24 protein-coding genes are annotated in these 22,921 nt (G+C 61.1%); 18 read left to right on the top strand and 6 right to left on the bottom strand.

Annotated elements, in window-relative coordinates; translation table 11 throughout:
• Positions 1–37: 37 nt before the first annotated feature.
• The 4 genes from prc to ACB037_RS16075 all read right to left on the bottom strand — a co-directional run bounded on the left by prc (position 38) and on the right by ACB037_RS16075 (position 3,833).
• On the bottom strand, positions 38–2,053 hold the full coding sequence (gene prc / locus ACB037_RS16090; protein ID WP_041211433.1) for a carboxy terminal-processing peptidase: 2,016 nt from the start codon (positions 2,051–2,053) through the stop codon (positions 38–40).
• A gap of 8 nt (positions 2,054–2,061) precedes the next feature.
• Positions 2,062–2,706, bottom strand: a complete 645-nt coding sequence (gene proQ / locus ACB037_RS16085; RefSeq protein ID WP_010674770.1) for an RNA chaperone ProQ — start codon at positions 2,704–2,706, stop codon at positions 2,062–2,064.
• Between the two features lie 101 nt (positions 2,707–2,807).
• Positions 2,808–3,266 carry a GAF domain-containing protein gene (locus ACB037_RS16080; protein WP_010674771.1) on the bottom strand — a complete coding sequence of 153 codons (459 nt, stop codon included), beginning with the start codon at positions 3,264–3,266 and terminating at the stop codon, positions 2,808–2,810.
• Between the two features lie 108 nt (positions 3,267–3,374).
• The gene (locus ACB037_RS16075) at positions 3,375–3,833 is read right to left on the bottom strand and encodes a hypothetical protein (protein ID WP_124243803.1); all 459 of its coding nucleotides are present in this window, start codon (positions 3,831–3,833) and stop codon (positions 3,375–3,377) included.
• A 279-nt stretch (positions 3,834–4,112) separates the two neighbouring features.
• Between ACB037_RS16075 and ccoN the strand changes: the two genes are divergently transcribed.
• The 11 genes from ccoN to ttcA all read left to right on the top strand — a co-directional run bounded on the left by ccoN (position 4,113) and on the right by ttcA (position 14,279).
• On the top strand, positions 4,113–5,537 hold the full coding sequence (ccoN, locus tag ACB037_RS16070; protein WP_010674773.1) for a cytochrome-c oxidase, cbb3-type subunit I: 1,425 nt from the start codon (positions 4,113–4,115) through the stop codon (positions 5,535–5,537).
• Positions 5,538–5,555: 18 nt separating this feature from the next.
• A complete protein-coding gene (gene ccoO / locus ACB037_RS16065) occupies positions 5,556–6,170 on the top strand; it encodes a cytochrome-c oxidase, cbb3-type subunit II (protein WP_010674774.1) in 615 nt (204 codons plus the stop codon).
• An 11-nt stretch (positions 6,171–6,181) separates the two neighbouring features.
• Positions 6,182–6,361: a CcoQ/FixQ family Cbb3-type cytochrome c oxidase assembly chaperone gene (locus ACB037_RS16060; protein ID WP_010674775.1), complete on the top strand. Its 180-nt coding sequence runs from the start codon at positions 6,182–6,184 to the stop codon at positions 6,359–6,361.
• On the top strand, positions 6,361–7,350 hold the full coding sequence (ccoP, locus tag ACB037_RS16055) for a cytochrome-c oxidase, cbb3-type subunit III (RefSeq protein WP_039040785.1): 990 nt from the start codon (positions 6,361–6,363) through the stop codon (positions 7,348–7,350). Before ACB037_RS16060 ends, ccoP begins: the two co-directional genes overlap by 1 nt.
• Before the next feature lie 113 nt (positions 7,351–7,463).
• Entirely contained in the window at positions 7,464–7,952 is a 489-nt protein-coding gene (locus tag ACB037_RS16050; RefSeq protein WP_010674777.1) for a FixH family protein, read from the top strand.
• Positions 7,953–8,040: 88 nt separating this feature from the next.
• Positions 8,041–10,437 carry a heavy metal translocating P-type ATPase gene (locus ACB037_RS16045; protein ID WP_316286309.1) on the top strand — a complete coding sequence of 799 codons (2,397 nt, stop codon included), beginning with the start codon at positions 8,041–8,043 and terminating at the stop codon, positions 10,435–10,437.
• Positions 10,438–10,519: 82 nt separating this feature from the next.
• On the top strand, positions 10,520–10,726 hold the full coding sequence (gene ccoS / locus ACB037_RS16040) for a cbb3-type cytochrome oxidase assembly protein CcoS (RefSeq protein ID WP_202043651.1): 207 nt from the start codon (positions 10,520–10,522) through the stop codon (positions 10,724–10,726).
• Positions 10,710–11,396, top strand: a complete 687-nt coding sequence (locus ACB037_RS16035; RefSeq protein WP_202042463.1) for a sulfite exporter TauE/SafE family protein — start codon at positions 10,710–10,712, stop codon at positions 11,394–11,396. Before ccoS ends, ACB037_RS16035 begins: the two co-directional genes overlap by 17 nt.
• A gap of 68 nt (positions 11,397–11,464) precedes the next feature.
• Positions 11,465–12,220: an FNR family transcription factor gene (locus ACB037_RS16030; protein ID WP_041215139.1), complete on the top strand. Its 756-nt coding sequence runs from the start codon at positions 11,465–11,467 to the stop codon at positions 12,218–12,220.
• 135 nt (positions 12,221–12,355) lie between these two features.
• On the top strand, positions 12,356–13,303 hold the full coding sequence (gene uspE / locus ACB037_RS16025) for a universal stress protein UspE (RefSeq protein ID WP_371175581.1): 948 nt from the start codon (positions 12,356–12,358) through the stop codon (positions 13,301–13,303).
• Between the two features lie 67 nt (positions 13,304–13,370).
• Positions 13,371–14,279: a tRNA 2-thiocytidine(32) synthetase TtcA gene (ttcA, locus tag ACB037_RS16020; RefSeq protein WP_010674783.1), complete on the top strand. Its 909-nt coding sequence runs from the start codon at positions 13,371–13,373 to the stop codon at positions 14,277–14,279.
• Positions 14,280–14,350: 71 nt separating this feature from the next.
• On the opposite strand, the gene ACB037_RS16015 is transcribed toward ttcA, so the two are convergent.
• Both ACB037_RS16015 and ACB037_RS16010 read right to left on the bottom strand, forming a co-directional pair.
• Positions 14,351–15,013, bottom strand: a complete 663-nt coding sequence (locus ACB037_RS16015) for a DUF2987 domain-containing protein (RefSeq protein WP_336592787.1) — start codon at positions 15,011–15,013, stop codon at positions 14,351–14,353.
• Positions 15,014–15,074: 61 nt separating this feature from the next.
• Entirely contained in the window at positions 15,075–15,830 is a 756-nt protein-coding gene (locus ACB037_RS16010) for a hypothetical protein (RefSeq protein WP_042017089.1), read from the bottom strand.
• A 257-nt stretch (positions 15,831–16,087) separates the two neighbouring features.
• Here ACB037_RS16010 and ACB037_RS16005 point away from each other — a divergent pair, with 257 nt between their 5' ends.
• From ACB037_RS16005 to ACB037_RS15975, 7 genes are all read left to right on the top strand, one after another.
• Positions 16,088–16,705, top strand: a complete 618-nt coding sequence (locus tag ACB037_RS16005; protein WP_039040777.1) for a glutathione S-transferase family protein — start codon at positions 16,088–16,090, stop codon at positions 16,703–16,705.
• Between the two features lie 245 nt (positions 16,706–16,950).
• Entirely contained in the window at positions 16,951–17,370 is a 420-nt protein-coding gene (gene rbsD / locus ACB037_RS16000; RefSeq protein ID WP_371175580.1) for a D-ribose pyranase, read from the top strand.
• Positions 17,371–17,391: 21 nt separating this feature from the next.
• A complete protein-coding gene (rbsA, locus tag ACB037_RS15995; RefSeq protein ID WP_371175579.1) occupies positions 17,392–18,921 on the top strand; it encodes a ribose ABC transporter ATP-binding protein RbsA in 1,530 nt (509 codons plus the stop codon).
• Positions 18,918–19,886 carry a ribose ABC transporter permease gene (gene rbsC / locus ACB037_RS15990; protein WP_042879504.1) on the top strand — a complete coding sequence of 323 codons (969 nt, stop codon included), beginning with the start codon at positions 18,918–18,920 and terminating at the stop codon, positions 19,884–19,886. The genes rbsA and rbsC overlap by 4 nt, the downstream gene beginning before the upstream one ends.
• Before the next feature lie 30 nt (positions 19,887–19,916).
• Positions 19,917–20,792: a ribose ABC transporter substrate-binding protein RbsB gene (rbsB, locus tag ACB037_RS15985; RefSeq protein ID WP_010674790.1), complete on the top strand. Its 876-nt coding sequence runs from the start codon at positions 19,917–19,919 to the stop codon at positions 20,790–20,792.
• A gap of 98 nt (positions 20,793–20,890) precedes the next feature.
• Positions 20,891–21,823 carry a ribokinase gene (gene rbsK / locus ACB037_RS15980; protein ID WP_239053548.1) on the top strand — a complete coding sequence of 311 codons (933 nt, stop codon included), beginning with the start codon at positions 20,891–20,893 and terminating at the stop codon, positions 21,821–21,823.
• Positions 21,823–22,848, top strand: a complete 1,026-nt coding sequence (locus ACB037_RS15975; RefSeq protein ID WP_371175578.1) for a substrate-binding domain-containing protein — start codon at positions 21,823–21,825, stop codon at positions 22,846–22,848. The genes rbsK and ACB037_RS15975 overlap by 1 nt, the downstream gene beginning before the upstream one ends.
• The last annotated feature ends 73 nt before the right edge of the window (positions 22,849–22,921 follow it).

Here is a 22,921-nt window from a genome sequence, read left to right as displayed (position 1 = left end):
GGCGACCCGAGTCGCCCTTGTCATTTCGTTGCCAGCATCAGCTCTTCTTGCTGAGGGTGGCCAGATCCGCCGTGATGTTGGCCGCTTCCACCTGGTATTCGTCAGGTGCCTCGAAATCGGTCGGCAGTTCATCCAGGCTCTTCACCGTCGGCTTGCCAAGACGGGTCAGCCGCTCGTTGGCTCGCGCCAGCGCCTTCTCGTCCTGTTTGGCCTGTTCAGCCAGCCGCTCGGCTTCGTTCAGGGAGACCGACTTCTTGTCCTTGTCCGCCTGATACTCCTTGATGTCCTGCAGCACATAGGCAAATTCCGGATCCTTGGTGATCCGTGCCTCGTGGGCCGCTTTCAGCTTGGGCAGCAGGCTGGAGAAGTCCCCCAGTCGCTCGTAGCTGGCCGAGGCAATCTTGTCCCAGGGCAAGGCGTTGAACTCGCGGCTCTCCCCCGTCTCACCCGGCGCCACTGCGGTCGGGAAGGCGATATCGGGTGCAACCCCCTTGTTCTGGGTACTGCCGCCATCGATACGGTAGAACTTGGCGATGGTGTACTGCACGTGACCCAGCGGCTGCTCGTAGAAGTCATAGACCTTTGCGAGGCTGCGATGCTGCTGCACCGTCCCCTTGCCGAACGAGTTTTCGCCGAGGATCAGCGCACGGCCGTAATCCTGCATGGCGGCGGCGAAGATCTCGGAGGCCGAGGCGCTGTAGCGGTCGATCATCACCGACATGGGGCCACCGTAGTAGACATTGCCGTCGTCGTCGCCGTTGACGGTGATGCGACCCATGTGATCACGGATCTGCACCACGGGGCCGCTGGCGAAGAAGAGACCGCTCAGGGCGGAGGCTTCCGTCAGGGCACCGCCGCCGTTGCCGCGCAGATCGACGATGAGGCCGTCGATCTTCTGCTTGTTAAGGCTGGAGATCTCCTTGATCACGTCGTCGTGCAGGTTGACGTAGAAGCTCGGGATCTCGAGCACGCCGATCTTCTTGCCCTCGGCGGTGATCACCTTGGACTTGGCGGCTCTGTCTTCCAGACGCACCTTGTCACGCACCAGCTCCACCAGCTCGGTCTTGGCGGTTGCACCCTTGCCGCGCTGGATCTCCAGCTTCACCTTGCTGCCCTTGGGCCCCTTGATGAGCTCGACCACGTCGTCAAGACGCCAGCCAATGACATCCACAATCTTTCCGTCGTCCTGCCCCACCCCGGTGATCTTGTCATCGGGTTTCAGGTGATTGGACTTGGCCGCCGGGCCGCCTGGCACCAGGGAGCGGATGACGGTAAAGTCATCTTCCGCCTGCAGCACGGCCCCAATCCCCTCCAGCGAGAGGTTCATCTCGGTGTTGAACCGATCGGCGCTGCGCGGAGACAGATAGCTGGTGTGCGGCTCGATGGCGCGGGCGAAGGAGTTCATGAAGAGCTGGAACACGTCCTCGCTCTCGGTCTGGGACATCCGCTTGATGGCGTTGTTGTAACGCTTGCCAAGCAGCTCCTTGATCTCGGGCCACTCCTTACCGCTGAGCTTGAGGCTCAGGGCATCGAACTTGACCCGCTGACGCCACAGCTCGTTGAGCTCGGCTTCATCCTTGGGCCAGGGAGCCCCTTCCCGATCGAAGACGTAATTGTCTTTCTGGGTAAAATCGAAGGGAGTGTCGAGCAGTTTGAGGGCGTATTCGAACCGCTCGTACCGCCGCTGCTGACTCAGGTTGAACATCTCGTAGGCCGGAGCCAGTCGCCCTCGCTCGAGGTCGGTGTCAAAACCGGTACGATATTTCTCAAAACGGCTGATGTCAGAGGCCAGAAACAGGTTGCGGCTGTAGTCCAGATTCTCCAGATACTTGTCAAAGATCACGGAGGAAAAGGCGTCGTCCAGCTTGAACTGTTTGTAGTGGGAGCGGGTAAACAGATTGGCAATTCGCTTGCTGGCCGTAGCATGTTGGCTCTCTTGAGCCAACACAGGCAAATCACTTTCCTTGAGCACCGGCTCGATGGCCTGTGCGAGCCCGGCAAGCGCCAGGCTACAGGCAACGAGTGAAAAACGAATCACGCCATGCTTCAACATTCGTCTCCTTAGAGAACCAGATGCTCGAACTTGACCCGCAACATCATGCCGGTCTGCAATTGAACCTGTACGTCATCCTTGGTCACTTCCTTGATGGTCGCAGGCACAGGGGACTTGCCCAGCACGACGCGCACGCCCTGCTCGACTTTCAGGGTAGCGGCATCCACTTTCACCAGCGGCGCATCGGCGACCGGTGCAGCCTTGGGAGCAGGGGCGGACTTGGGCTTGTCGGAGCGGGGAGCGTCAGCCTTGCGCGGCGCGTTGCGACGCGGCTGCTTGGGCTTGTCTTCCTTCTCCTTGGTATTGGTGCGGCGGCTGGCAAAGACACGTTCCTTGCTCTCCTTGAGCGCCTGTTTGGCATGCTCGATGTGCTCTTCGGTGAGCAGCTCGCCCGGGTTGCCGTCCAGATCGACACGGGCCTGGCCAGCCTTGAGGCCATGCAGGTAACGCCAGCTGGAGGTGTATTGACGCAGAGCAGAGCGCAGCATGGTCTTGGAGACTCTCTCGTCATCAGCAAGACGCGCGGCCAGATCCTGGAAGATGCCAATCTTGAGTGGCTTGGCCTCTCCTTCAGCGATGAAGCAGGCCGGGAATTTCTCGACCAGGTAGGCGACGATCTCTTTACTGTTCTTCAGCTTTTCAGTGTTTTCCATGTATAACCTTGGCTTTCATATAGACGCACGGGCATGCCCGAACACAACAAAGGCCCCATTATAGAGAGCTTGGGACCTTTTGCGAACCATCTAGCAATGACTTAGAGCATGCTTTCCAAAATTTGCACCGTTTCTTCGAGGCCAATCCGGTCCTGCTCGTCAAAGCGGTTAAAGATTGGACTGTCGATGTCCAGCACCCCGATGATCTCCCCGCCACGGCGCAGCGGGATCACGATTTCCGAGTTGCTGGCACCGTCGCACGCAATGTGCCCCGCGAACTGGTGCACGTCGTCCACCAGCTGGGTCTTGCCCTCGGCAACCGCAGTGCCACAGACGCCGCGCCCGACCGGGATGCGCACACAGGCCGGCTTGCCCTGGAACGGGCCGAGCACCAGGGTCTCGCCCTGCAGCAGGTAGAAACCAACCCAGTTGATGTCAGCCAGTTCCTGATTGAGCAGTGCAGACAGGTTTGCCAGGGTGGCGATCATGTCGGGTTCGCCCTCCAGCAATGCCTGGGCCTGCTGGTTGAGCGTGCGATAAAATGCTTGTTTTTCAATCATGATTAAATGAACTTCACTCCTTGATAATCAATGCAAGGTACCGTCCTGCCTGAAAATTTCAAATCAATTTTCAATTATCCCCCCTCCTGGGGCCCGATGAGAGTCCGTTCAACGTGCCGCGCCCAACGTCAGTTGATGGCGCTGGCCATTGCTCCACTCGATGGTCAGGAGCCAGTCCATCGCCTCGGTCGTACAACTTCCCACCTGGGTCACCCCTCGCCACCCCGTTTGGCTGGGTTCAAACAGCACGGGGATGAGCCCCATGAACATATCCTTGCCCTCGAGCCAGGCCTTGACCGGCGTGATGGCCGGCACACCCCCTTGAAGGCGCAGGACAAAGTCATGTTCAGGGCGGATCGGCAAGCCATCGATGCTGACCGTCAGCGGGCGATCTCCGACGATGAGGCGGCAGGGGCTGTGGGACAGATCACAAATCTGAACATTGGTGCCCTCTGCATGGTCGCTTCCAGTGCCTGAAAACCAGGTTCGATAGGCCATCAGGGAGAGCAAAATGACCAGCACCATGGACAGGTGGACGATTTTGCGTGAAGTGAGTCTCTCTTTCATGAAAAAACAGCTCTGTAAGGTACTTTGAAAATGTAATTTTCGTGATCTGGCGCAAGGTAAAAACTGGCGGACATGAGACCCGCTGGAGCCAAATATATCACTGTTTGTACTGTTATTTTACCGGTCACTTCAGTATCATTCTCAATGGATTTTCATTTAACCACCTTTTGCTTTTCCTTTTATTAACAGATGTTAACGAGAGGATTTTGCAAAACCGGGGTGAAAATGGCCCAGGACACCGGGCAACACAAACAACAGCATCGGAAGCGGAATACAACGATGAGCCATACAACAAACCACCCTGAGTACAACTATACCGTTGTGCGCCAGTTCACCGTCATGACGATTGTCTGGGGTATCGTCGGCATGTCGGTGGGTGTATTGATTGCAGCCCAGCTGATCTGGCCTGCCCTCAACTTCGACACCCCCTGGCTGACGTACAGCCGTCTGCGTCCCCTGCATACCAATGCGGTCATCTTCGCATTTGGTTGCAGCGCCCTGATGGCCACCTCCTTCTACGTGGTGCAGCGCACCTGTCAGGTCCGACTGTTTGGTGGTCCCCTCGCCTCCTTCGTGTTCTGGGGCTGGCAGGCGATCATTCTGTCTGCAGCCATCTCACTGCCGCTTGGGTACACCACCTCCAAAGAGTACGCCGAGCTGGAGTGGCCCATCGACATCGCCATCGCCGTGGTCTGGGTGAGCTATGCCATCGTCTTCTTCGGCACCCTGGTCAAGCGCACCACCTCCCACATCTATGTGGCGAACTGGTTCTTCGGTGCCTTCATCATCACGGTGGCCGTGCTGCACATCGTCAACAACATGGAAGTGCCGCTCTCCGGCATGAAGTCCTACTCCATGTACTCCGGTGCCATGGATGCCATGGTGCAGTGGTGGTATGGCCACAACGCGGTGGGCTTCCTGCTGACGGCGGGCTTCCTTGGCATGATGTACTATTTCGTGCCCAAGCAGGCGGGTCGCCCCGTCTACTCCTACCGCCTCTCCATCGTGCACTTCTGGGCGCTGATCTCCCTCTATATCTGGGCCGGTCCGCACCACCTGCACTATACCGCCCTGCCTGACTGGGCCCAGTCGCTGGGCATGGTGATGTCCCTCATCCTGTTCGTGCCCTCCTGGGGCGGCATGATCAATGGCATCATGACCCTCTCGGGTGCCTGGCACAAACTGCGTTATGACCCCATCCTACGCTTCCTGATCGTCTCCCTGTCGTTCTACGGCATGTCGACCTTCGAAGGCCCAATGATGGCGATCAAGACCGTCAACGCCCTCTCCCACTACACCGACTGGACTATCGGTCACGTTCATTCCGGTGCCTTGGGCTGGGTTGCCATGGTGTCCATCGGTGCCGTCTACCACCTGATCCCGAACCTGTTCGGGCAGGGGCGCATGTACAGCATCAAGCTCATCAACGTCCACTTCTGGCTGGCCACCGTGGGCACCGTGCTCTATATCGTCGCCATGTGGATTTCCGGTGTGATGCAGGGCCTGATGTGGCGTGCGGTCAACGACGACGGCACCCTGACCTACAGCTTCGTGGAGGCGCTGCAAGCTTCCTATCCCTTCTACTTCGTGCGCTTCCTGGGTGGCTGCTTCTTCGTCACCGGCATGCTGCTGATGGCCTACAACGCCTACCGCACCGTCACTGCGCCCAAGGGTTCCCTGGAACCCGTCGCACAGCCAGCCTGATTTGAAGGGGTTTAAAGCATGAGCAACAACAACCGTCACGAGATTTTTGAAAAAAGCGTCCCCATGCTGGTGATTGGCATCATCTTCGCCATCAGCCTGGGGGGCCTGGTGGAAATCACCCCCCTGTTCTTCCAGAAGCAGACCAACGAGCCGGTGGAGGGCCTCAAGCCCTACACCGCCCTGCAGATGGAAGGACGCGACATCTACATCCGCGAAGGCTGCACCGTCTGCCACAGCCAGATGATCCGCCCGTTCCGCGCCGAGACCGAACGCTACGGCCACTACTCGGTTGCCGGCGAGAGCGTCTGGGAGCACCCCTTCCTGTGGGGCTCCAAGCGTACCGGCCCGGATCTGGCCCGGGTCGGCGGCCGCTACTCCGATGACTGGCATCGCGCCCACCTCATCAACCCGCGTGACGTGGTGCCCGAGTCCAACATGCCGGCCTTCCCCTGGCTCGAGACCAATGTGCTGAGCGGCGAGTTGACTGGCAAGAAGCTGGCTCTGTTCCGGGATCACTTCGGCGTGCCCTATACCGATGCCGACATCGCTGGCGCCGGTGAGGCCGTCAAGGGCAAGACCGAGCTGGATGCGCTGATCGCCTATCTGCAATCACTGGGCCATGCCCTGAAATAAGGAGTCGGGATATGGATTACGGCACATTTCGCGGCCTGTACACCCTGCTGCTGATGGTCATCATGATTGGCATCATCGTCTGGGCCTACAGCAAGCGCCGCAAGGCTTCTTTCGACGAGGCCGCCAACCTGGTTTTTGCCGATGACGAGCAACCCAGTGCTGATAACAAGAACGCAGGAGCGAAGCAATAATGAGCACTCTGTTTAGCATTTTTGTGACCGTCATAAGCCTTGGCACCATTCTCGGCTGCTTCCTGCTGCTGGCCTGGTGCATGAAGGACAAGATGGGGGCCGAAGAGGGCAAACCCATGGGTCACACCTTCGACGGCATCGAGGAGATCAACAATCCCCTGCCGAAGTGGTGGTCCTATATGTTCCTCTTCTTCATCGTCACCGGGCTCATCTACCTGCTCGCCTTCCCGGGCCTTGGCAACTTCAAGGGTCTGCTGGGCTGGCAGAGCTCCAACCAGGATGTGCGTTCCCTGGCCGAGTCCAAGGCGGCGGCCGAGTCTGCCAAGGCCGAAGGACGCGCGGTGGAATACGACCGGGAACTCGCCAAGGCCGACGAGATCTACGGCGCCAAGTTCCGCGAGCTGACCTATCAGGCTGACGGCAAGAGCTACAAGGAGATCACCGAGATCGCCAAGGATCCGGAAGCCCTGAAGGTGGGTCAGCGCTTGTTCCTGCAAAACTGTTCCCAGTGTCATGGCTCCGATGCCCGCGGTGGTCGCGGTTTCCCGAACCTGACCGACAGCGAATGGCAGTGGGGCGGCGCCCCCGACCAGATCAAGACCACCATCATGGGCGGTCGTCAGGGGATCATGGCCGCCTGGGGCGAGATCCTGGGTCAGGACGGGGTGAAGGAGGTTGCCTCCTATGTGTTGAGCCTCTCCGGTCGCAAGGTTGATCTGGTGGAAGCCAAGAAAGGGGAGGCACGCTTTGCCATGTGCGCCGCCTGCCACGGTCCGGATGCCAAGGGCGGCATCGCCTTCGGCGCACCGGATCTCACCAACAACATCTGGCTCTATGGCGGCTCCCGTCAGGTGGTCGAACAGACCATCACCCACGGGCGCCACGGCGTGATGCCGGCTTGGAAGGACATTCTGGGGGAAGACAAGGTACATCTGCTCGCTTCCTACGTTTACAGCTTGTCCCACAACGATCGGCAAAATCAGCAGTAACATGTGATAAGCACGTGATTAATCAGCAAAAAGCCTCGACTCTTCGAGGCTTTTTGTTATCTTGTGTTGGCTGAATTACCGCCATTTCGTTAACCATTTGTTTCGGTAGCATCATGACTCAACCCTGGTATCGCCAATTCTGGCCCTGGTTCATCATCGCCCTCCCCTGCGCCGCCGTGGTAGGCAGCATCGCCACCGCCATCATTGCCAGCAAGGATGGGGTCAACCTGGTGGCGGAGGACTACTACAAGCAGGGCAAGGAGATTAACCAGGATCTCAGCAAGTTCGATCGCGCCGAGGCGCTCGGCATCCGTATCGCCCTCAATGTCAGCGACAAGGAGCTGACGTTAAATCCACTGTCCGGGGATTTCCCCCTCGGGCAGGCACTGCACCTCTCCCTGTTTCATCCCACGTTGGCGGGCCTGGACAGCGAACATCTGCTGACGGCCGATGGCAAGGGAGTCTATCGCCTGATGCTCGACAAGCCCCTCACCGGCAAGTGGCACGTGCGGGTCGATGCCTTCAACCATGAATGGCGCCTCCAGGAGACGGCACAACTGCCGACTCAGGCAGCGATTGAGCTCGATCCCAAGGGACGTTGAATCACGAAGGCAGGGTGATCGGCACGCCGGTCAGCCGCCCTTCTCCCCGACCCGGCCTGCAGGGCTGCATCAAAGAGGGATGATCACCATGACCGGCTGTTTTCACTGTGGTGAACCGGTTCCCACTGGCAGTAACTTTACTCTCGAGATCAAAGGCATCGTTCAGCCGATGTGTTGCCCTGGCTGTCAGGCCGTGGCACAGACCATTCTCGAATGCGGCCTCGCCAGTTATTACGAACACCGCACCGCTCCCGGCATCAAGGGGGAACTGGTGCCCGAAGAGCTCGCCGCCCTCACCCACTACGATCTGGCGGAGGTGCAGCAGGAGTTCGTCACCGACACCGGTACGGGTCGCGAAACGACGCGCGAGATCCAGCTGACGGTGGAAGGTTTGACCTGCGCCGCCTGTGCCTGGCTCATCGAGCGGCACCTGATGACCCTGCGCGGTCTGCGTTACATCAACGTCAATACCACCACCCATCGCGCCCGCATCAAGTGGGATCCGGCCCAGCTCTCTTTGAGCGACATTCTCAAGGGCTTTGCCAGGGTCGGCTATCGCGCCTATCCCTTCCAGACTCATCAGCAGGAAGCGCTCTACGCCAAAGAGGTGCGCAGCTACATGTTCCGCATGGCGCTGGCCGGCCTTGGCTCCATGCAGGTGATGATGTGCGCCGTGGCACTCTACATGGACCTCTTCATCAGCGTGGAAGAGGAGTTCATGATCTACTTCAAGTGGATAAGCCTTCTGCTCTCCACCCCCATCATGATCTACTCGGCCCAGCCTTTTTACGTGGGGGCATGGCGCAGCCTGAAGCAGGGGCACCTCTCCATGGATGTGTCGGTGTCGCTGGCACTGATCGGCGCCTTCGTCGCCTCCATCTGGGCCACGGTCTTCAACACGGGTGAGGTCTATTACGACTCCATCACCATGTTCGTCTTCTTCCTGCTGTTGGGCCGTCTGCTGGAACTGCGAGCGAGGCGCAAGGCGTCGGAGTCGAGCTCCAACCTGGCGCGCCTGGTGCCCATCATGGCGACCCGCATCGATGATGACGGCGAACACGAGGTGGCCGCCAAGACGCTGCGAGTCGGAGACAGGGTGCGGGTACTTGCGGGGGCCACCCTGCCGGCAGACGGCATCGTCACCCTGGGCCAGGCCAGCCTCAACGAATCCATGCTGACTGGCGAACAGTTGCCTCTGCTCAAACAGGCCGGAGATCCCGTCTATGCAGGCACCATCAACACCGATGCCCCCCTGGAGATCCGGGTCAGCCATTCCATTGAAGAGTCGCGCCTGGCCCAGATCATGCGCCTGCAGGATCATGCTCTGGACGACAAGCCCGCCATCGCCCAGCTGGCGGACGTGCTGTCGCGCCACTTTATCCTGGTGCTCCTGATCATTGCGGCCGGGGTCTGGACCTTCTGGCATTTTCATCAGCCCGAGCGGGCCTTCTGGGTCACCCTGGCGGTGCTGGTGGCGACCTGCCCCTGCGCCCTCTCGCTGGCCACCCCGACCGCACTGACCTCGGCCACTGCCAACCTGACCCGCAGCGGCATCCTGCTGCGCCGCGGCCACGTGCTGGACATTCTGACCCGGGCCAACCGCATCGTGATGGACAAGACGGGGACCCTGACCACGGGCAACATCAGCCTGGTGAGCACCCAGCCCCTCGGCGAGCTCGACGCAGCCCGCTGCCTCGCCCTCGCCCAGGCCCTGGAGACCTACTCCGAGCATCCCATCGCCCGTGCGTTTCGAAGCAAACCACTGGCGGACGGGGTGCCGTTCGCCGCCAGCGACGTCACCCCCGTCATCGGCCACGGCGTGCAGGGAGTGATTGAGGGCAAGCATTACCGCATCGGCAGTGCACGCTGGCTCGAACTGGCGCAAGAAGAGAATGCCGCTCAAGGGCTGACCATCTATCTGGCCGATGAACACGGACTGCTGGCCCGTTTCATCCTGGCCGACACGCTGCGCCCCGATGCCGGTGCACTGATCCAGGCCTTCAAGGAGGCAGGCCTGCAAACCACCATTCTCACCGGCGACGGTTCGGACCAGGCGGACATGCTGGCCCGCGAGCTGGGGGTCGATGAGCTGGTAAAAGGGGTCACCCCGGACGGCAAGCTGGCCTATCTCAAGGCCCGGGAAGCGGCCGGGGATATCAGCATCATGGTGGGAGATGGCATCAACGACGCCCCTGTGCTGGCTGGCGCCCACGCGTCCTTTGCCATGGCGGGGGGCACGGATCTGGCCAAGAACAGTGCCGACGCCATCCTGCTGGCCGACGATCTCTCCCGTCTGCTGGCCGCCCGGGCCCTGGCCCTGCGCACTCGCAAGATCATCAAGGAGAACTTTGCCTGGTCCATCGGCTACAACCTGCTTGTGCTGCCGCTGGCGGCAAGTGGCTGGCTCCCCCCTTATCTGGCGGCTGCTGGCATGTCCCTGAGCTCCCTCATCGTGGTCACCAACTCCATGCGGCTCAACCGGTGAGCAGCCATCTGGCATCCTCCCGGGTGGCGGCACCTCTTGCCTCGCCGGGTTATCATCCCCCTTTCACCACAGGGTCCGCGCCATGAACATCATCTTCGTCCTTATCCCCATCGCCATCCTGTTCGTTGTCATTGCAGGAGCCGTCTTCTTCTGGGCCATCCGCTCCGAGCAGTTCGAGGATCTCGACAGGCAGGGCTCCAACATCCTGTTTGACGAGGAGCAGCGCCCCTTGCCCTCCCCTGAACAACAAGCAGAACAGGAAAGCAAGCCTCATGACCAGCAGCCTTGACCTCATGGGCGCCCTGCTGGTCGGGCTTGCCGGTGCCGGCCACTGTATCGGCATGTGCGGCGGCGTGTCCGCAGCGCTCTCCATGGCCATACCTGCCGAGAAGCAGCATTTTTGGGGCCGACTCGGTTATCTGCTCAACTACAACCTGGGGCGCATCCTGAGCTATGTGCTGGCGGGCGCGCTGGTGGGTGGTTTGCTCGCCACCACCACGGAGATAGGCGCTGGCAAACACGCCCTGGCAGGGCTTCGCTTCATCGCCGCCCTGCTGATGATAGCGCTCGGCCTCTACTTGGCTGGCTGGTGGCATGGCGTCTTGCTGCTCGAGCGCATCGGTGCGAAGTTCTGGCCTCTCATCAAGCCGCTGGCAGGCAGGTTTCTCCCGTTTACATCAGCCTGGCAGGCCCTCCCCTTTGGCATGGTCTGGGGCTGGCTCCCTTGCGGCCTCGTCTACTCCATGCTGACCTGGAGCGCTGCCGCAGGCTCCGCAAGTGGCGGGGCACTCATCATGCTCTTTTTCGGCCTCGGCACCCTGCCGACTCTGTTTGCGCTGGGGGGGCTGGCAGACCGATTGCGCTACTGGCTCACCCTGCGCAGCCTGCGCCTTGGGGGCGCCTTGCTGCTTATTGCCTACGGGATCCACACCCTCTGGATCGGGATGGCGTCCTTTTGAAACCCTATCCAAAACGGATGAGATGGTGGTAAACTTGTTTGATATAAATCAATTATTCATTTGAGCCTATGATCCCGGACAAGAAACCTGGCAGACGTATTCAGAGCGGTGGCTGTGCAATTCATTGCCAGGATTGCAGCATCAGCCAGCTCTGCATCCCCTTCACCCTGAACGACAACGAGCTCGATCAGCTCGACAGCATCATCGAGCGCAAAAAGCCGATCCAGAAGGGTGAAGAGTTGTTCAAGGCCGGCGATGAGCTCAAGTCGCTCTATGCCATACGTTCCGGGACCATCAAGTCATACACCATCACCGAACAGGGTGACGAACAGATCACTGCCTTCCACCTCGCCGGTGATCTGGTCGGTTTCGACGCCATCCACAAGCAGGCACACCCCTCCTTCGCCCAGGCGCTGGAAACCGCCATGGTGTGCGAGATCCCGTTCGATGTGCTCGACGACCTCTCTGGCAAGATGCCCAAACTGCGCCAGCAGATCATGCGGCTGATGAGCAACGAGATCATGGGCGACCAGGAGATGATACTGCTGCTCTCCAAAAAGAACGCCGAAGAGCGCCTCGCTGCCTTCCTGCACAATCTCTCGGTTCGTTTCTCCGAGCGCGGCTTCTCCGCCAAGGAGTTCCGCCTCTCCATGACCCGTGGGGACATCGGCAACTACCTCGGTCTCACCGTCGAGACCATCAGCCGCCTGCTGGGCCGTTTCCAGAAATCCGGTCTCATCAGCGTCAAAGGCAAATACATTACTGTACTGGACAACGTTGCCTTGGGCGTCATGGCCGGAGCCACTCGTCCTCCCTGCGGTTAATCCCCGTTTATTCCCTTTTTGCCGGATCGGATCACCCTGAAATTTGATCCGGCACACCTTCCCGTCTCCCCCCTTGGACTAAGCTGTAATAGCTAAAGAGTTGCCATCATTGGCCTTTTTGCCAAGGAGGAGAACATGGTCAAGTACCGAAACATTCTGGTGGTGATCAATCCCGAGGAGGAGCGCCAGATCGCGCTCGAGCGCACGGTCAAGGTCGCCGAGCTGGATGAGGGCGCCCAGCTGACCCTGCTCCTGACGATTTACGACTTCTCTTACGAGATGACCGCCATGCTCTCGGCAGACGAGCGGGAAGAGATGCGCCATGGTGTCATCGCCCAGCGTCGGGAGTGGCTCGACGAGATCCTCACCCCCTATCGGGCCAGAGGGCTGGAATGCGAGGTGAAAGTGCTCTGGCACAACCGTCCCTTCGAGTGCGTCATTCAGGAAGTGCTGGAGCAGCGTCACGATCTGGTCGTCAAGGCGACTCACAAGCACTCCTTCCTGCAAACCTTCATCTTTACCCCCACCGACTGGCACCTGCTGCGCAAATGCCCCTGTCCGGTTCTGCTGGTAAAAGAAGGGCACTGGCAACGGGGGGGCAACCTGATTGCCGCCATCAACTGCTCGAGCGATGACAAGGAGCAGAAGGTGCTCAACGAGCGGATCACCCGCGAGGGGATCGCCATCGCCGAGCTGCTTGGTGCCAGTCTCTATCTGGTCAACACCTACCCGGGCACTCCGGTCAATGTCGCCATCGAACTGCCAGAGTTCGATCCCAACGCCTACAACGATGCCATTCGCAAACACCATGAAGATCTGCTGCGGGAACATGCCGATCAGTTCGGCATCAACCACATGTGGACCAAGGTGGCGGAAGGCTTGCCGGAGGAGGTGCTGCCGGACATGGCGGACGAACTGAATGCCACCCTGATGATCATGGGATGCGTCGGCCGTACCGGCCTCTCTGCCGCCCTGCTTGGCAACACCGCCGAGCACGTGGTGGACAGGCTCAACTGCGACATTCTCATCCTCAAACCCGACGATTACAGCTGCCCTGTGGATGACAGGCGTCATCCTGCATAAGCGTTTCTTGCCCTCCCCCGGGACATGGCTATAATAAGCCGCTTATTTTTGTCCCGGGTTTGAGGCCATGCTAGAAGAGCTTAACGCCAAAGAGAAATACAGTTTCAACAAGCTGCAGAAACGCCTGCGGCGCAACGTGGGCCAGGCCATCGCCGACTTCAACATGATTGAAGAGGGTGACAAGATCATGGTCTGCCTGTCTGGCGGCAAGGACAGCTTTGCCATGCTCGACATCCTGATGAGCCTGAAGGCCAGCGCCCCCATCCATTTCGATCTGGTGGCCGTCAACCTGGATCAGAAACAACCCGGCTTCCCCGAGCACGTGCTGCCTGAATACCTGAGCACCCTCGGCATCGACTTCAAGATCGTGGAAGAAGATACCTACTCCATCGTCAAGGAGAAGGTACCAGAGGGCAAGACCACCTGCGCGCTCTGCTCCCGCCTGCGCCGTGGCATTCTGTATCGCACCGCCCAGGAGCTGGGTTGCACCAAGATCGCCCTTGGCCATCACCGTGACGACATCCTCGAGACTCTGTTCCTCAACATGTTCTACGGTGGCAAGCTCAAATCCATGCCCCCCAAGCTGGTGAGCGACGATGGCAAGAACGTGGTGATCCGCCCCCTGGCCTACTGCAAGGAGAAAGACCTGGTGCGCTATGCCGAGGTCAAGGCCTTCCCCATCATCCCCTGCAACCTGTGCGGCTCCCAGGAGAACCTGCAGCGCCAGGCCATCAAGCAGATGATGCAGGAGTGGGATCGCCGCTTCCCGGGCCGTCTCGAGACCATGTTCACCGCCATTCAGGACGTGATCCCGAGCCACCTGCTCGATCACCAGCTGTTTGACTTCAAGAGCATCAACCGCGACTCCGGCATCATCGACGGTGGCGACAAGGCATTTGATCCGCCCGAGCTGCCCAAGGCGCCGCTGCTGGACATCGACGAGATGGACATGCTGGACGTGATTGAGGTGCGCTAAGCCCCGTCACCCACAGAAAAGGAGCGCCAGGCGCTCCTTTTTTCATTCTGGCAATCTGCGGACTCGGGTCGCTACCCCTTGTGCAGCCAGGGGGTCAGGCGCAGGATCTCCCCTTGCAGTTGCAGCTTGCCCTGGGCAAACCCCTTCAGCTGCGCATTGCTGAGCAGCAGTTGCCCCTGCTGCCAGGAGACGGCCTCCTGACGGGCTCCCTCCACAAGGTAGGCTGTGCCTGTGGGCGCCACCATGGAGATCCTCACCCCTTCCATCTTGGGCAGGAAATACTGGCCGACCATGCCGGCCATCTTGTCGAGCAATCGCTGCATCTGCTGCTGGCGCGAGACGAGCTCGGCCAGCGGCACCTCGGGTGTGGCGGGGGCGTCGGCCATCACCTGTACCGACAGATCGCAGGCGGCGTGGGCCTCGGTGAGCCCCACCACCACGATCGCCTTGTCGAGGTTGAGATCATCGTCATAGGGCAGACGCAGTTCGCCATCCACCGTGACCTCGGCGGGCACATCCCTGTCCGGGGTCGAGACCCGGGCCGAGGTGAGCCCGCAGCGCCGACCGTTCTGTTGACTGGCCAGATAAAAGCCCAGTCTGGCGTGGCCAAATTCCCCCTTGGCGAAGGTCTTCATCTGGCTGTAGAAGGTGCCGTAGTCGAGTTCAAGGGACGGCTCAGCCTGTCCCAGCATGGGTACCAGCAGGAGCGCCGCCATCCCGTATCGCTTGTTCATATGCCATCCTTTTGCATCATGTTCCGGGCGGGTCGACACCGGCTGATCCCCTGGTATCCCGTTATGCGTTGAAATGATCCGGGCCCTGCCCGTCGTTGCCACTGGCAACCTCGGTCACTTCGACTGCCACCCCACACAGATCCCGGTAGAGAATGCCCTTGCAGTTGAAGTAGAGCGGCGCCACCCAGATAAGTCCCAGCCCCATGGGGATGAGCGCCAGGAAGAAGAGTGCCAGCATGACCCCGTGCAGCAGCACTATGCTGGGCCAGCCCCGGGCAAAGAGCTTGAGGGAGACCAGAATGGCCTGAGCCGGGGAAAGACCGCGCTCCAGCACCAGGGGCACGGTAAACACCAGCCCCATGCCCACCAGGGCGGAAGGGATGAAGGCCAGCATCACCGGCACGCCCAGCAGCTCGAACAGGGGGCCAAACAGGCTGGTGATGAGGCTGCCGAGCAGACTCAGGCTGCCCAGGCGCAGGAAGTGGCGGAAGAAGTCGAATACCTGGCTCGGCCGGGCGCGCACCCCCACCGACTGCTGCAACCCCAGCATGTCGAGGGAGGAGGTCATGGGTGACATGATCACCGTGACCAGCAGGCTCAGGATCAGGGCCATATCCATATCCCCTCCTTCACGGGCGACATAAGGTGTCAGCAAGGTATTGCTCAGCAGGATCCAGATTGCCATGACCCCGGCGATGGCCAGCGCCAATCCGAAACCGGTGCGACGAGTCTGTTGCCACCCCTCTTTCAACACCCCTTGCAGGTCCAGACGATATCCCTGGCTGAGGGACTGTTCGAGGGTTCCACCGATCCGCATTCTATTACTCAATTGACTGTCCAACATTCACTGACGACTGATCCAAGGTGGCACATTATAGCGGTTTGAACCGGCATGCGTAGCCGTTTTTCCTGTTATCTTCCGTTCAGAAAGCCATTGATACCAAAGGCCTTGCAGCCCTTCTTGATGAGGTTCCCCTCACCCTTGGCCCCTCTGTCCAACGGGAGTAGGATGATGGCGCGCGCTGGCGGACGAGATGTCCACTGGCTCTTCTCTCTCACACAAGGAAAACGGTCATGTCCGAACTGACGCTCTATCTTGCCCCCGGTACCTGTGCCATGGCGGTACGCATCGCTCTGGTGGAGGCCGGTGCCCCTCACCTTGTCAAGCGCCTGGATCTGGCCGCTGGCGAACAGCGCAGCCCCGACTACCTCGCCATCAATCCCAAGGGGCGAGTCCCGGCACTGGTGACGGAGCATGGCGTGCTGACCGAAACACCGGCCCTGCTGCTCTACGTGGCCCAGCGTTTTCCTAACGCCGGGCTGGCCCCATTGGATGACCCCTTCCTCCTGGCCAGGATGCAGGAGGTACACAGTTTCCTCGTCTCCACCGTCCATGTCGCCCATGCCCACGGACGCCGTCCCGGCCGCTGGGCCGACGATGAACAGGCCATGGCTGCCATGCAGGCCAAGATGCCCCAGAACATGCGCGATGGCTTTGACCAGATTGAGCGCCACTATCTGGCCGGCCCCTGGGTACTGGGGGAGCGCTTCAGCCTGGCCGACATCTACCTCTTCGTGATTGCAGGCTGGCTCGAGAGCGACGGGGTGGCCATCAGCGAGTTTCCCAAGGTGGCGGATCACTATCAGCGCATGCTGGCCCGCCCCGCAGTGCAGGCGGCGCTCGCCCTCTGATCTCCTCGCGCCGGGTACGCCTTTTTGTACGGGCAACATCCGGCGACGCCTCTCAGACGGGTGCTCTTCTGGCACCCGTTTCTTCTGAAATTGCCCTGTCACTGAGATCGTTTTCACATTTTCGTCATCACTGCCTAGACCCGTTAACGGTTAACACCTATCTTTCGCCCTAATGACGCAACCGGTTGCGTAACCGATTGCCCAACTCAATATCCATATGCGGTCCCAGGCCGCCGAGGTGCTGTATGAAACGAGGCAAGCTGCTCAATGCTCCCTTAAGCGCGCTGGTCGCGCAGATGGGCCACACCGACGAGATCACCGTCTGCGATGCGGGCCTGCCCATTCCGACGGGGCCGGAGCGCATCGATCTGGCGCTGATGGCGGGCACCCCCAGCCTTGAAACCGTACTGACCGCCTTGCTCACCGACCTGGTGGTGGAGAAGGTGATCATGGCAAGCGAGATCAAGGCGATCAGCCCCGCCACCCATCAGGCGCTGGTGGATCAGCTGGAGGTGCACGCCGCGGCTCAAGGCAAACCCATCACCATCGAGTACTGCCTGCATGAGGAGTTCAAAACCCGCTCCCGCCAGAGCAAGGCTATCGTGCGTAGCGGCGAGGTGACTCCCTACGCCAACCTGATCCTCTGCGCCGGTGTGGCGTTTTAAGCCTCTTCAAGGAAGCTGCAAATGAGCACAACCTCCCCCCTCTCACCCATTCTGGAGCTGACCGGGATCGTCAAGACCTTCCCCGGGGTACGCGCCCTCGACGACGCGGGTCTTCGGGTTTATCCGGGCCAGGTGATGGCCCTGCTCGGCGAAAATGGCGCTGGCAAGTCGACCCTGATGAAGGTGCTGACCGGCATCTACCAGGCCGATTCGGGCAGCATCAGCTATCGCGGCCAGCCGGTTCACTTCAAGGGCCCCCGCGACTCCCAGGATCAGGGGATCAGCATCATCCACCAGGAGCTGAACCTGCTGCCGGAATTGTCGATTGCCGCCAACATCTTCCTCGGCCGCGAACCCCGTACCCGTTTTGGCAGCATCGACCACAAGCAGTTGCGTGAGCGTGCCAGCGGTCTGCTGGCACGGCTTGGCGTCAAGCACGGCCCGGATACCCGACTAGGGGATCTCTCCATCGGTGAACAGCAGATGGTGGAGATCGCCAAGGCGCTGTCGTTCGATGCCAGCGTCATCATCATGGACGAGCCCACCGATGCCCTCACCGACACCGAAACCGAGCAGCTCTTCACCGTCATTCGCGAACTGCGCGAGCAGGGCTGCGGCATCGTCTATATCTCCCACCGCCTGAAAGAGATCTTCGAGATCTGCGATCGGGTCACCGTGCTGCGGGATGGCAAGTGGATCGGCGAGCAGGCGGTGAGCGATCTCGACGAAGACAGGATCATCGAGATGATGGTGGGCCGTCGGCTGGAAGAGCAGTACCCGCGCCTGGTGCGCGAGCTCGGCCCGGTCAGCCTGCAGGTCAAGGATCTGGCCGGCCCCGGCGTGCGCGGGGTGAGCTTCTCCCTGCGTCAGGGGGAAATTCTGGGCTTCAGCGGCCTGATGGGTTCCGGCCGCACCGAGCTGATGAAGCTCATCTACGGTGCCAGCCCCATCAGCGCTGGCCAGGTGACGGTGGATGGCCATGCCCTGGTACCCAGAAGCCCGGCCGATGGTCTGGCCGCCGGCATCGCCTATATCTCCGAGGATCGCAAGGGCGACGGCCTGGTGCTGGAGCTGTCGGTGCGCGAAAACATGAGCCTGTGCGCCCTCGGCGAGTTCATTCGTGGCGGCAAGATTGACGGCAAGGCCGAGCGCCAGGCGGTAGGGGACTATGTGCGTCTGTTCAACATCAAGACCCCGAGTCAGGATCAGCTGATAAAACTGCTCTCCGGCGGCAACCAGCAGAAGGTGGCCATCGCCAAGGGGCTGCTGACCCGGCCCAAGGTGCTGATCCTGGATGAGCCGACCCGCGGCGTCGATGTCGGCGCCAAGAAGGAGATCTACCAGCTCATCAACCAGTTCAAGAAGGAGGGGATGAGCATCATCCTGGTCTCCTCCGAAATGCCGGAAGTGCTCGGCATGAGTGATCGCATCCTGGTGATGCACGAAGGGCGCATCAGCGCAGAATTCAACACCCGCGATGCCAATCAGGAGAAGCTGATGGCAGCGGCAGTCGGTAAACAGTGGCAAGCAGAGCAAGAGGCAGCACAATGACAACCCAAACCCTTTCCCGCCGCGGCGTCATGAGCAAGGCCTGGTGGATCGAGAACAAGTCCCTAGTCGCGCTGCTGGTGCTGATCGGCGTGGTCTCCTTCCTGAGCCCCAACTTCTTCACCGCCGACAACCTGCTCAACATCCTGCGCCAGACATCGGTCAACGCCATCATGGCGGTCGGCATGACGCTGGTCATCCTCACCGCCGGCATCGATCTGTCGGTCGGCTCGGTACTCGCCCTGTGCGGCGCCCTGGCCGCCACCATGGTGGCCATGGAGCTGCCCATCGGCCTGGTGATCCCCCTCACCCTGGGTGCGGGCGCTCTGCTTGGCAGCATCAGCGGCCTCATCATCGCCAAGGGCAAGGTACAGGCCTTCATCGCCACCCTGGTCACCATGACCGCCCTGCGCGGCGTCACCATGGTCTACACCGAGGGGCGCCCCATTTCCACCGGCTTCAGTGACGGCGCCGATCACTTCGCCTGGCTCGGGACCGGCTACCTGCTGGGCCTGCCGGTGCCCATCTGGCTGATGGCCATCGTCTTCCTGCTGGCCTGGTACCTGCTCAACCACACTCGCCTGGGCCGTTACATCTATGCCCTCGGCGGCAACGAATCGGCCACCCGCCTCTCCGGTATCAATGTGGCTCGGGTCAAGCTCGCGGTGTATGGTCTGTGCGGCATGCTGTCGGCACTGGCCGGGCTCATCGTCACATCCCGCCTCTCCTCCGCCCAGCCCACTGCCGGCATGGGGTACGAGCTGGATGCCATCGCCGCCGTGGTGCTGGGGGGCACCAGCCTGATGGGGGGCAAGGGCCGTATCATGGGTACCCTGATCGGTGCCCTCATCATCGGCTTCCTCAACAATGCCCTCAACCTGCTCGACGTCAGCTCCTATTACCAGATGATCGCCAAGGCCAGCGTGATTTTGCTTGCCGTGATGATCGATAACAAAAGCAACCGTTAACAAGCCACGCCACACACAAGGAATGAAATGATGAAAAAGCTCAATACCCTGCTCGCTGCCGCCATCATGTCCGTGCTGGGCACCGCCCAGGCCGCGGATCACACCCTGGCGATGGTGGTCTCCACCCTCAACAACCCCTTCTTCGTCACCATGAAGGAGGGCGCCGAAGCCAAGGCCAAGGAGCTTGGCTACGAGCTGGTGGTGCTGGACTCCCAGAACGACCCGGCCAAGGAGCTCTCCAACGTGGAAGATCTCACCGTGCGCAAGGTCAACGCCATCCTGATCAACCCGACCGACTCCGAAGCGGTGGGCAACGCCATTCGCCTGGCCAACAAGGCGAACATCCCGGTGCTGACCCTGGACCGCGGCGCAGCCCAGGGTGACGTCAAGGCTCACATCGCCTCTGACAACGTGGCCGGTGGCAAGCTGGCTGGCGACTTCATCGCCGAGAAGCTGGGCAGCGGTGCCAAGGTGATCCAGCTGGAAGGGATCGCCGGCACCTCCGCCGCCCGTGATCGCGGCGAAGGCTTCGCCCTGGCGGTCACCGCCAACAAGCTGCAGGTGCTGGCCTCCCAGCCCGCCGACTTTGACCGCACCAAGGGTCTGAACGTCATGGAGAACCTGCTGGCCGCCCATCCGACCGTGCAGGCGGTGTTCGCCCAGAACGACGAGATGGCGCTGGGTGCCATCCGCGCCGTGCAGGCCGCCGGCAAAGAGGTGATGATCGTGGGCTTTGACGGCACCGACGATGGCAAAGCCGCCGTGGCCAAGGGTAAACTGGCCGCCACCGTGGCCCAGCAGCCCGCCCTCATCGGCGCCATCGGCGTGGAAACCGCCGACAAGGTGCTCAAGGGTCAACCGGTGGAAAAATCCATCCCGGTACCGCTGCAAATCGTCAACAAGTAAGTTGTAGGGGGGAGGTTCGCCTCCCCTCTCTTTTTCCGCCAGTGCCACCTGGTCTGGGCCCACCCAGACCAGGATGTACTCAACCAAGGGTGATAGGAATGAATCGTCTCGTAGTCCTCGGCAGCGTGAATGCGGATCATGTGCTGCGCGTCCCCCACTTTCCCCGCCCCGGTGAAACCCTGACCGGCCACAGCTATCAGGTCGTTCCCGGCGGCAAGGGTGCCAATCAGGCGGTGGCCGCCGCCCGCCTCGGCGCCCCTGTCTCCTTCATCGCCCGCATCGGTGATGATGCCATCGGCCACCAGATGAAAACCGGGTTTGCCAACGACGGCATCGATGTCAGCGCCGTCGAACTCGACCCCAGGCTCCCCACCGGCATCGCCATCATCTATGTGAGCGACGAGGGGGAGAACAGCATCGGCATCTCCGCCGAAGCCAACGGCGCCCTCACCCCGGCCGTGGTGCAAGGTCACGAGGCGATCATCGCCGCCGCCCACACCCTGCTGCTGCAACTGGAAGTGCCGCTGGAGAGCGTGCAGGAAGCGGCCCGTCTGGCTCGTGCCCACGGCACCCGGGTGGTGCTCAACCCCGCCCCCGCACGCCCGCTCTCAAGGGATCTGCTGGCGCTGGTGGACCTCATCACCCCCAACCAGACCGAGGCCGAGCTGCTGACCGGCGTCAAGGTGACGGACGAAGCGAGCGCCCGGGAGGCTGCCGCCCGCTTCCACCAGATGGGCATCGGTGAGGTGATGATCACCCTGGGGTCTCAAGGGGTCTATTGCAGCAAGGGGCAGCAACAGGCGCTCATGCCGGGTTTTCGGGTCAAGGCGGTGGATACCACGGCGGCCGGGGATACCTTCAACGGCGCCTTCCTGGCGGCCGAGCTCGCCGGCGCCGACTTTGACGCAGCCGTGCGCTTTGCCCACGGGGCGGCGGCACTCTCCGTCACCCGGTTTGGTGCCCAGAGCTCCATCCCGAGCAAGCAGGAGGTCGATACCTTCCTCCTTGAACAGACTGCGCAGGGGCACTGATGGCCAATATCAAGGAGGTGGCCGCGCTGGCGGGGGTGTCGACCACCACCGTCTCCCACGTCATCAACGAGACCCGCTTCGTGGCCGAAGAGACCCGGGAGCGGGTCTTCGCGGCCATGCGCGATCTCAACTATGCCCCGAGCCTGGTGGCCCGCAGCCTCAAGGTAAAGGAGACCAACAGCATCGGCATGCTGGTTACCACCTCCAGCAACCCCTTCTTCGCCGAGGTGGTGCGCGGGGTGGAGCGCTACTGCTTCGAGCAGGGTTACAATCTGATGCTGGGCAACACCGAAGGACAGGCCGAGACCGCGCTCTCCTACCTCAAGATGATGCTCAGGAAACGGGTCGACGGCCTGCTCATCATGTGCAGTGAAGGGCAGCAGGAGGTGTTCAACCAGCTCGACTGGCTCAAGAGCCTGCCGGTCGTGGTGATGGACTGGGGCATGGAGAACGGCGAGGTGGATCTCATCGCCGACAACTCCCATCGTGGCGGCTACCTGGCAACCCGCCATCTGCTGGGGCTGGGTCACACTGCCATCGGTTGCATCACGGGCCCCCACAGCCGCGCCCCGGCCAACCAGCGCCAGGCGGGTTTCGAGCAGGCGATGCAGGAGGCCGGACTCACCGTCAATCCGGGCTGGATCCAGGAGGGAGACTTTGACTGCGCCAGCGGCGCCGCCGCCATGACCCGCCTGCTGGCACTGCCAGAGCGCCCCACCGCGTTGTTTGTCTGCAACGACATGATGGCCATGGGGGTCATCAGTGCCGCCCATCAGGCAGGGCTGGTGATCCCCCGCGATCTCTCCATCGTCGGCTATGACAACGTGGCGCTGGCCCAGTTCATGTCCCCCCCGCTCACCACGGTCAATCAACCGAAAGAGGAGCTGGGCCGCCTCGCCGTCACCCGGCTGCTGGCGCGCATCAACGGCGAGCCTATCGCGAACCGCATGATCACCGTGGATCCGGACCTGGTGATCAGACACTCCTGCGCTCCCTTTTCCTCACTGGACAGCAAACCAGTTTAAGTGCCAGCAAGCAGCAGAAGGGCGGCCATGAGCCGCCCTTCTGTGTATTGTCTCCTTGGCATCGGCCCCGAGA

Origin of the sequence: Aeromonas sp. S19(2024) (assembly GCF_041402625.1) — a bacterium.
In the GTDB taxonomy this organism is placed as follows: domain Bacteria; phylum Pseudomonadota; class Gammaproteobacteria; order Enterobacterales; family Aeromonadaceae; genus Aeromonas; species Aeromonas caviae.
This window is presented reverse-complemented; position numbering and strand designations above follow the sequence as displayed.

What these genes read in the sequence shown, in the direction of transcription:
- prc (WP_041211433.1), bottom strand. Translation starts at nt 2,053, where the DNA reads ATGTTGAAGCATGGCGTGATTCGTTTTTCACTCGTTGCCTGTAGCCTG.
- proQ (WP_010674770.1), bottom strand. Translation starts at nt 2,706, where the DNA reads ATGGAAAACACTGAAAAGCTGAAGAACAGTAAAGAGATCGTCGCCTAC.
- ACB037_RS16080 (WP_010674771.1), bottom strand. Translation starts at nt 3,266, where the DNA reads ATGATTGAAAAACAAGCATTTTATCGCACGCTCAACCAGCAGGCCCAG.
- ACB037_RS16075 (WP_124243803.1), bottom strand. Translation starts at nt 3,833, where the DNA reads ATGAAAGAGAGACTCACTTCACGCAAAATCGTCCACCTGTCCATGGTG.
- ccoN (WP_010674773.1), top strand. Translation starts at nt 4,113, where the DNA reads ATGAGCCATACAACAAACCACCCTGAGTACAACTATACCGTTGTGCGC.
- ccoO (WP_010674774.1), top strand. Translation starts at nt 5,556, where the DNA reads ATGAGCAACAACAACCGTCACGAGATTTTTGAAAAAAGCGTCCCCATG.
- ACB037_RS16060 (WP_010674775.1), top strand. Translation starts at nt 6,182, where the DNA reads ATGGATTACGGCACATTTCGCGGCCTGTACACCCTGCTGCTGATGGTC.
- ccoP (WP_039040785.1), top strand. Translation starts at nt 6,361, where the DNA reads ATGAGCACTCTGTTTAGCATTTTTGTGACCGTCATAAGCCTTGGCACC.
- ACB037_RS16050 (WP_010674777.1), top strand. Translation starts at nt 7,464, where the DNA reads ATGACTCAACCCTGGTATCGCCAATTCTGGCCCTGGTTCATCATCGCC.
- ACB037_RS16045 (WP_316286309.1), top strand. Translation starts at nt 8,041, where the DNA reads ATGACCGGCTGTTTTCACTGTGGTGAACCGGTTCCCACTGGCAGTAAC.
- ccoS (WP_202043651.1), top strand. Translation starts at nt 10,520, where the DNA reads ATGAACATCATCTTCGTCCTTATCCCCATCGCCATCCTGTTCGTTGTC.
- ACB037_RS16035 (WP_202042463.1), top strand. Translation starts at nt 10,710, where the DNA reads ATGACCAGCAGCCTTGACCTCATGGGCGCCCTGCTGGTCGGGCTTGCC.
- ACB037_RS16030 (WP_041215139.1), top strand. Translation starts at nt 11,465, where the DNA reads ATGATCCCGGACAAGAAACCTGGCAGACGTATTCAGAGCGGTGGCTGT.
- uspE (WP_371175581.1), top strand. Translation starts at nt 12,356, where the DNA reads ATGGTCAAGTACCGAAACATTCTGGTGGTGATCAATCCCGAGGAGGAG.
- ttcA (WP_010674783.1), top strand. Translation starts at nt 13,371, where the DNA reads ATGCTAGAAGAGCTTAACGCCAAAGAGAAATACAGTTTCAACAAGCTG.
- ACB037_RS16015 (WP_336592787.1), bottom strand. Translation starts at nt 15,013, where the DNA reads ATGAACAAGCGATACGGGATGGCGGCGCTCCTGCTGGTACCCATGCTG.
- ACB037_RS16010 (WP_042017089.1), bottom strand. Translation starts at nt 15,830, where the DNA reads ATGCGGATCGGTGGAACCCTCGAACAGTCCCTCAGCCAGGGATATCGT.
- ACB037_RS16005 (WP_039040777.1), top strand. Translation starts at nt 16,088, where the DNA reads ATGTCCGAACTGACGCTCTATCTTGCCCCCGGTACCTGTGCCATGGCG.
- rbsD (WP_371175580.1), top strand. Translation starts at nt 16,951, where the DNA reads ATGAAACGAGGCAAGCTGCTCAATGCTCCCTTAAGCGCGCTGGTCGCG.
- rbsA (WP_371175579.1), top strand. Translation starts at nt 17,392, where the DNA reads ATGAGCACAACCTCCCCCCTCTCACCCATTCTGGAGCTGACCGGGATC.
- rbsC (WP_042879504.1), top strand. Translation starts at nt 18,918, where the DNA reads ATGACAACCCAAACCCTTTCCCGCCGCGGCGTCATGAGCAAGGCCTGG.
- rbsB (WP_010674790.1), top strand. Translation starts at nt 19,917, where the DNA reads ATGAAAAAGCTCAATACCCTGCTCGCTGCCGCCATCATGTCCGTGCTG.
- rbsK (WP_239053548.1), top strand. Translation starts at nt 20,891, where the DNA reads ATGAATCGTCTCGTAGTCCTCGGCAGCGTGAATGCGGATCATGTGCTG.
- ACB037_RS15975 (WP_371175578.1), top strand. Translation starts at nt 21,823, where the DNA reads ATGGCCAATATCAAGGAGGTGGCCGCGCTGGCGGGGGTGTCGACCACC.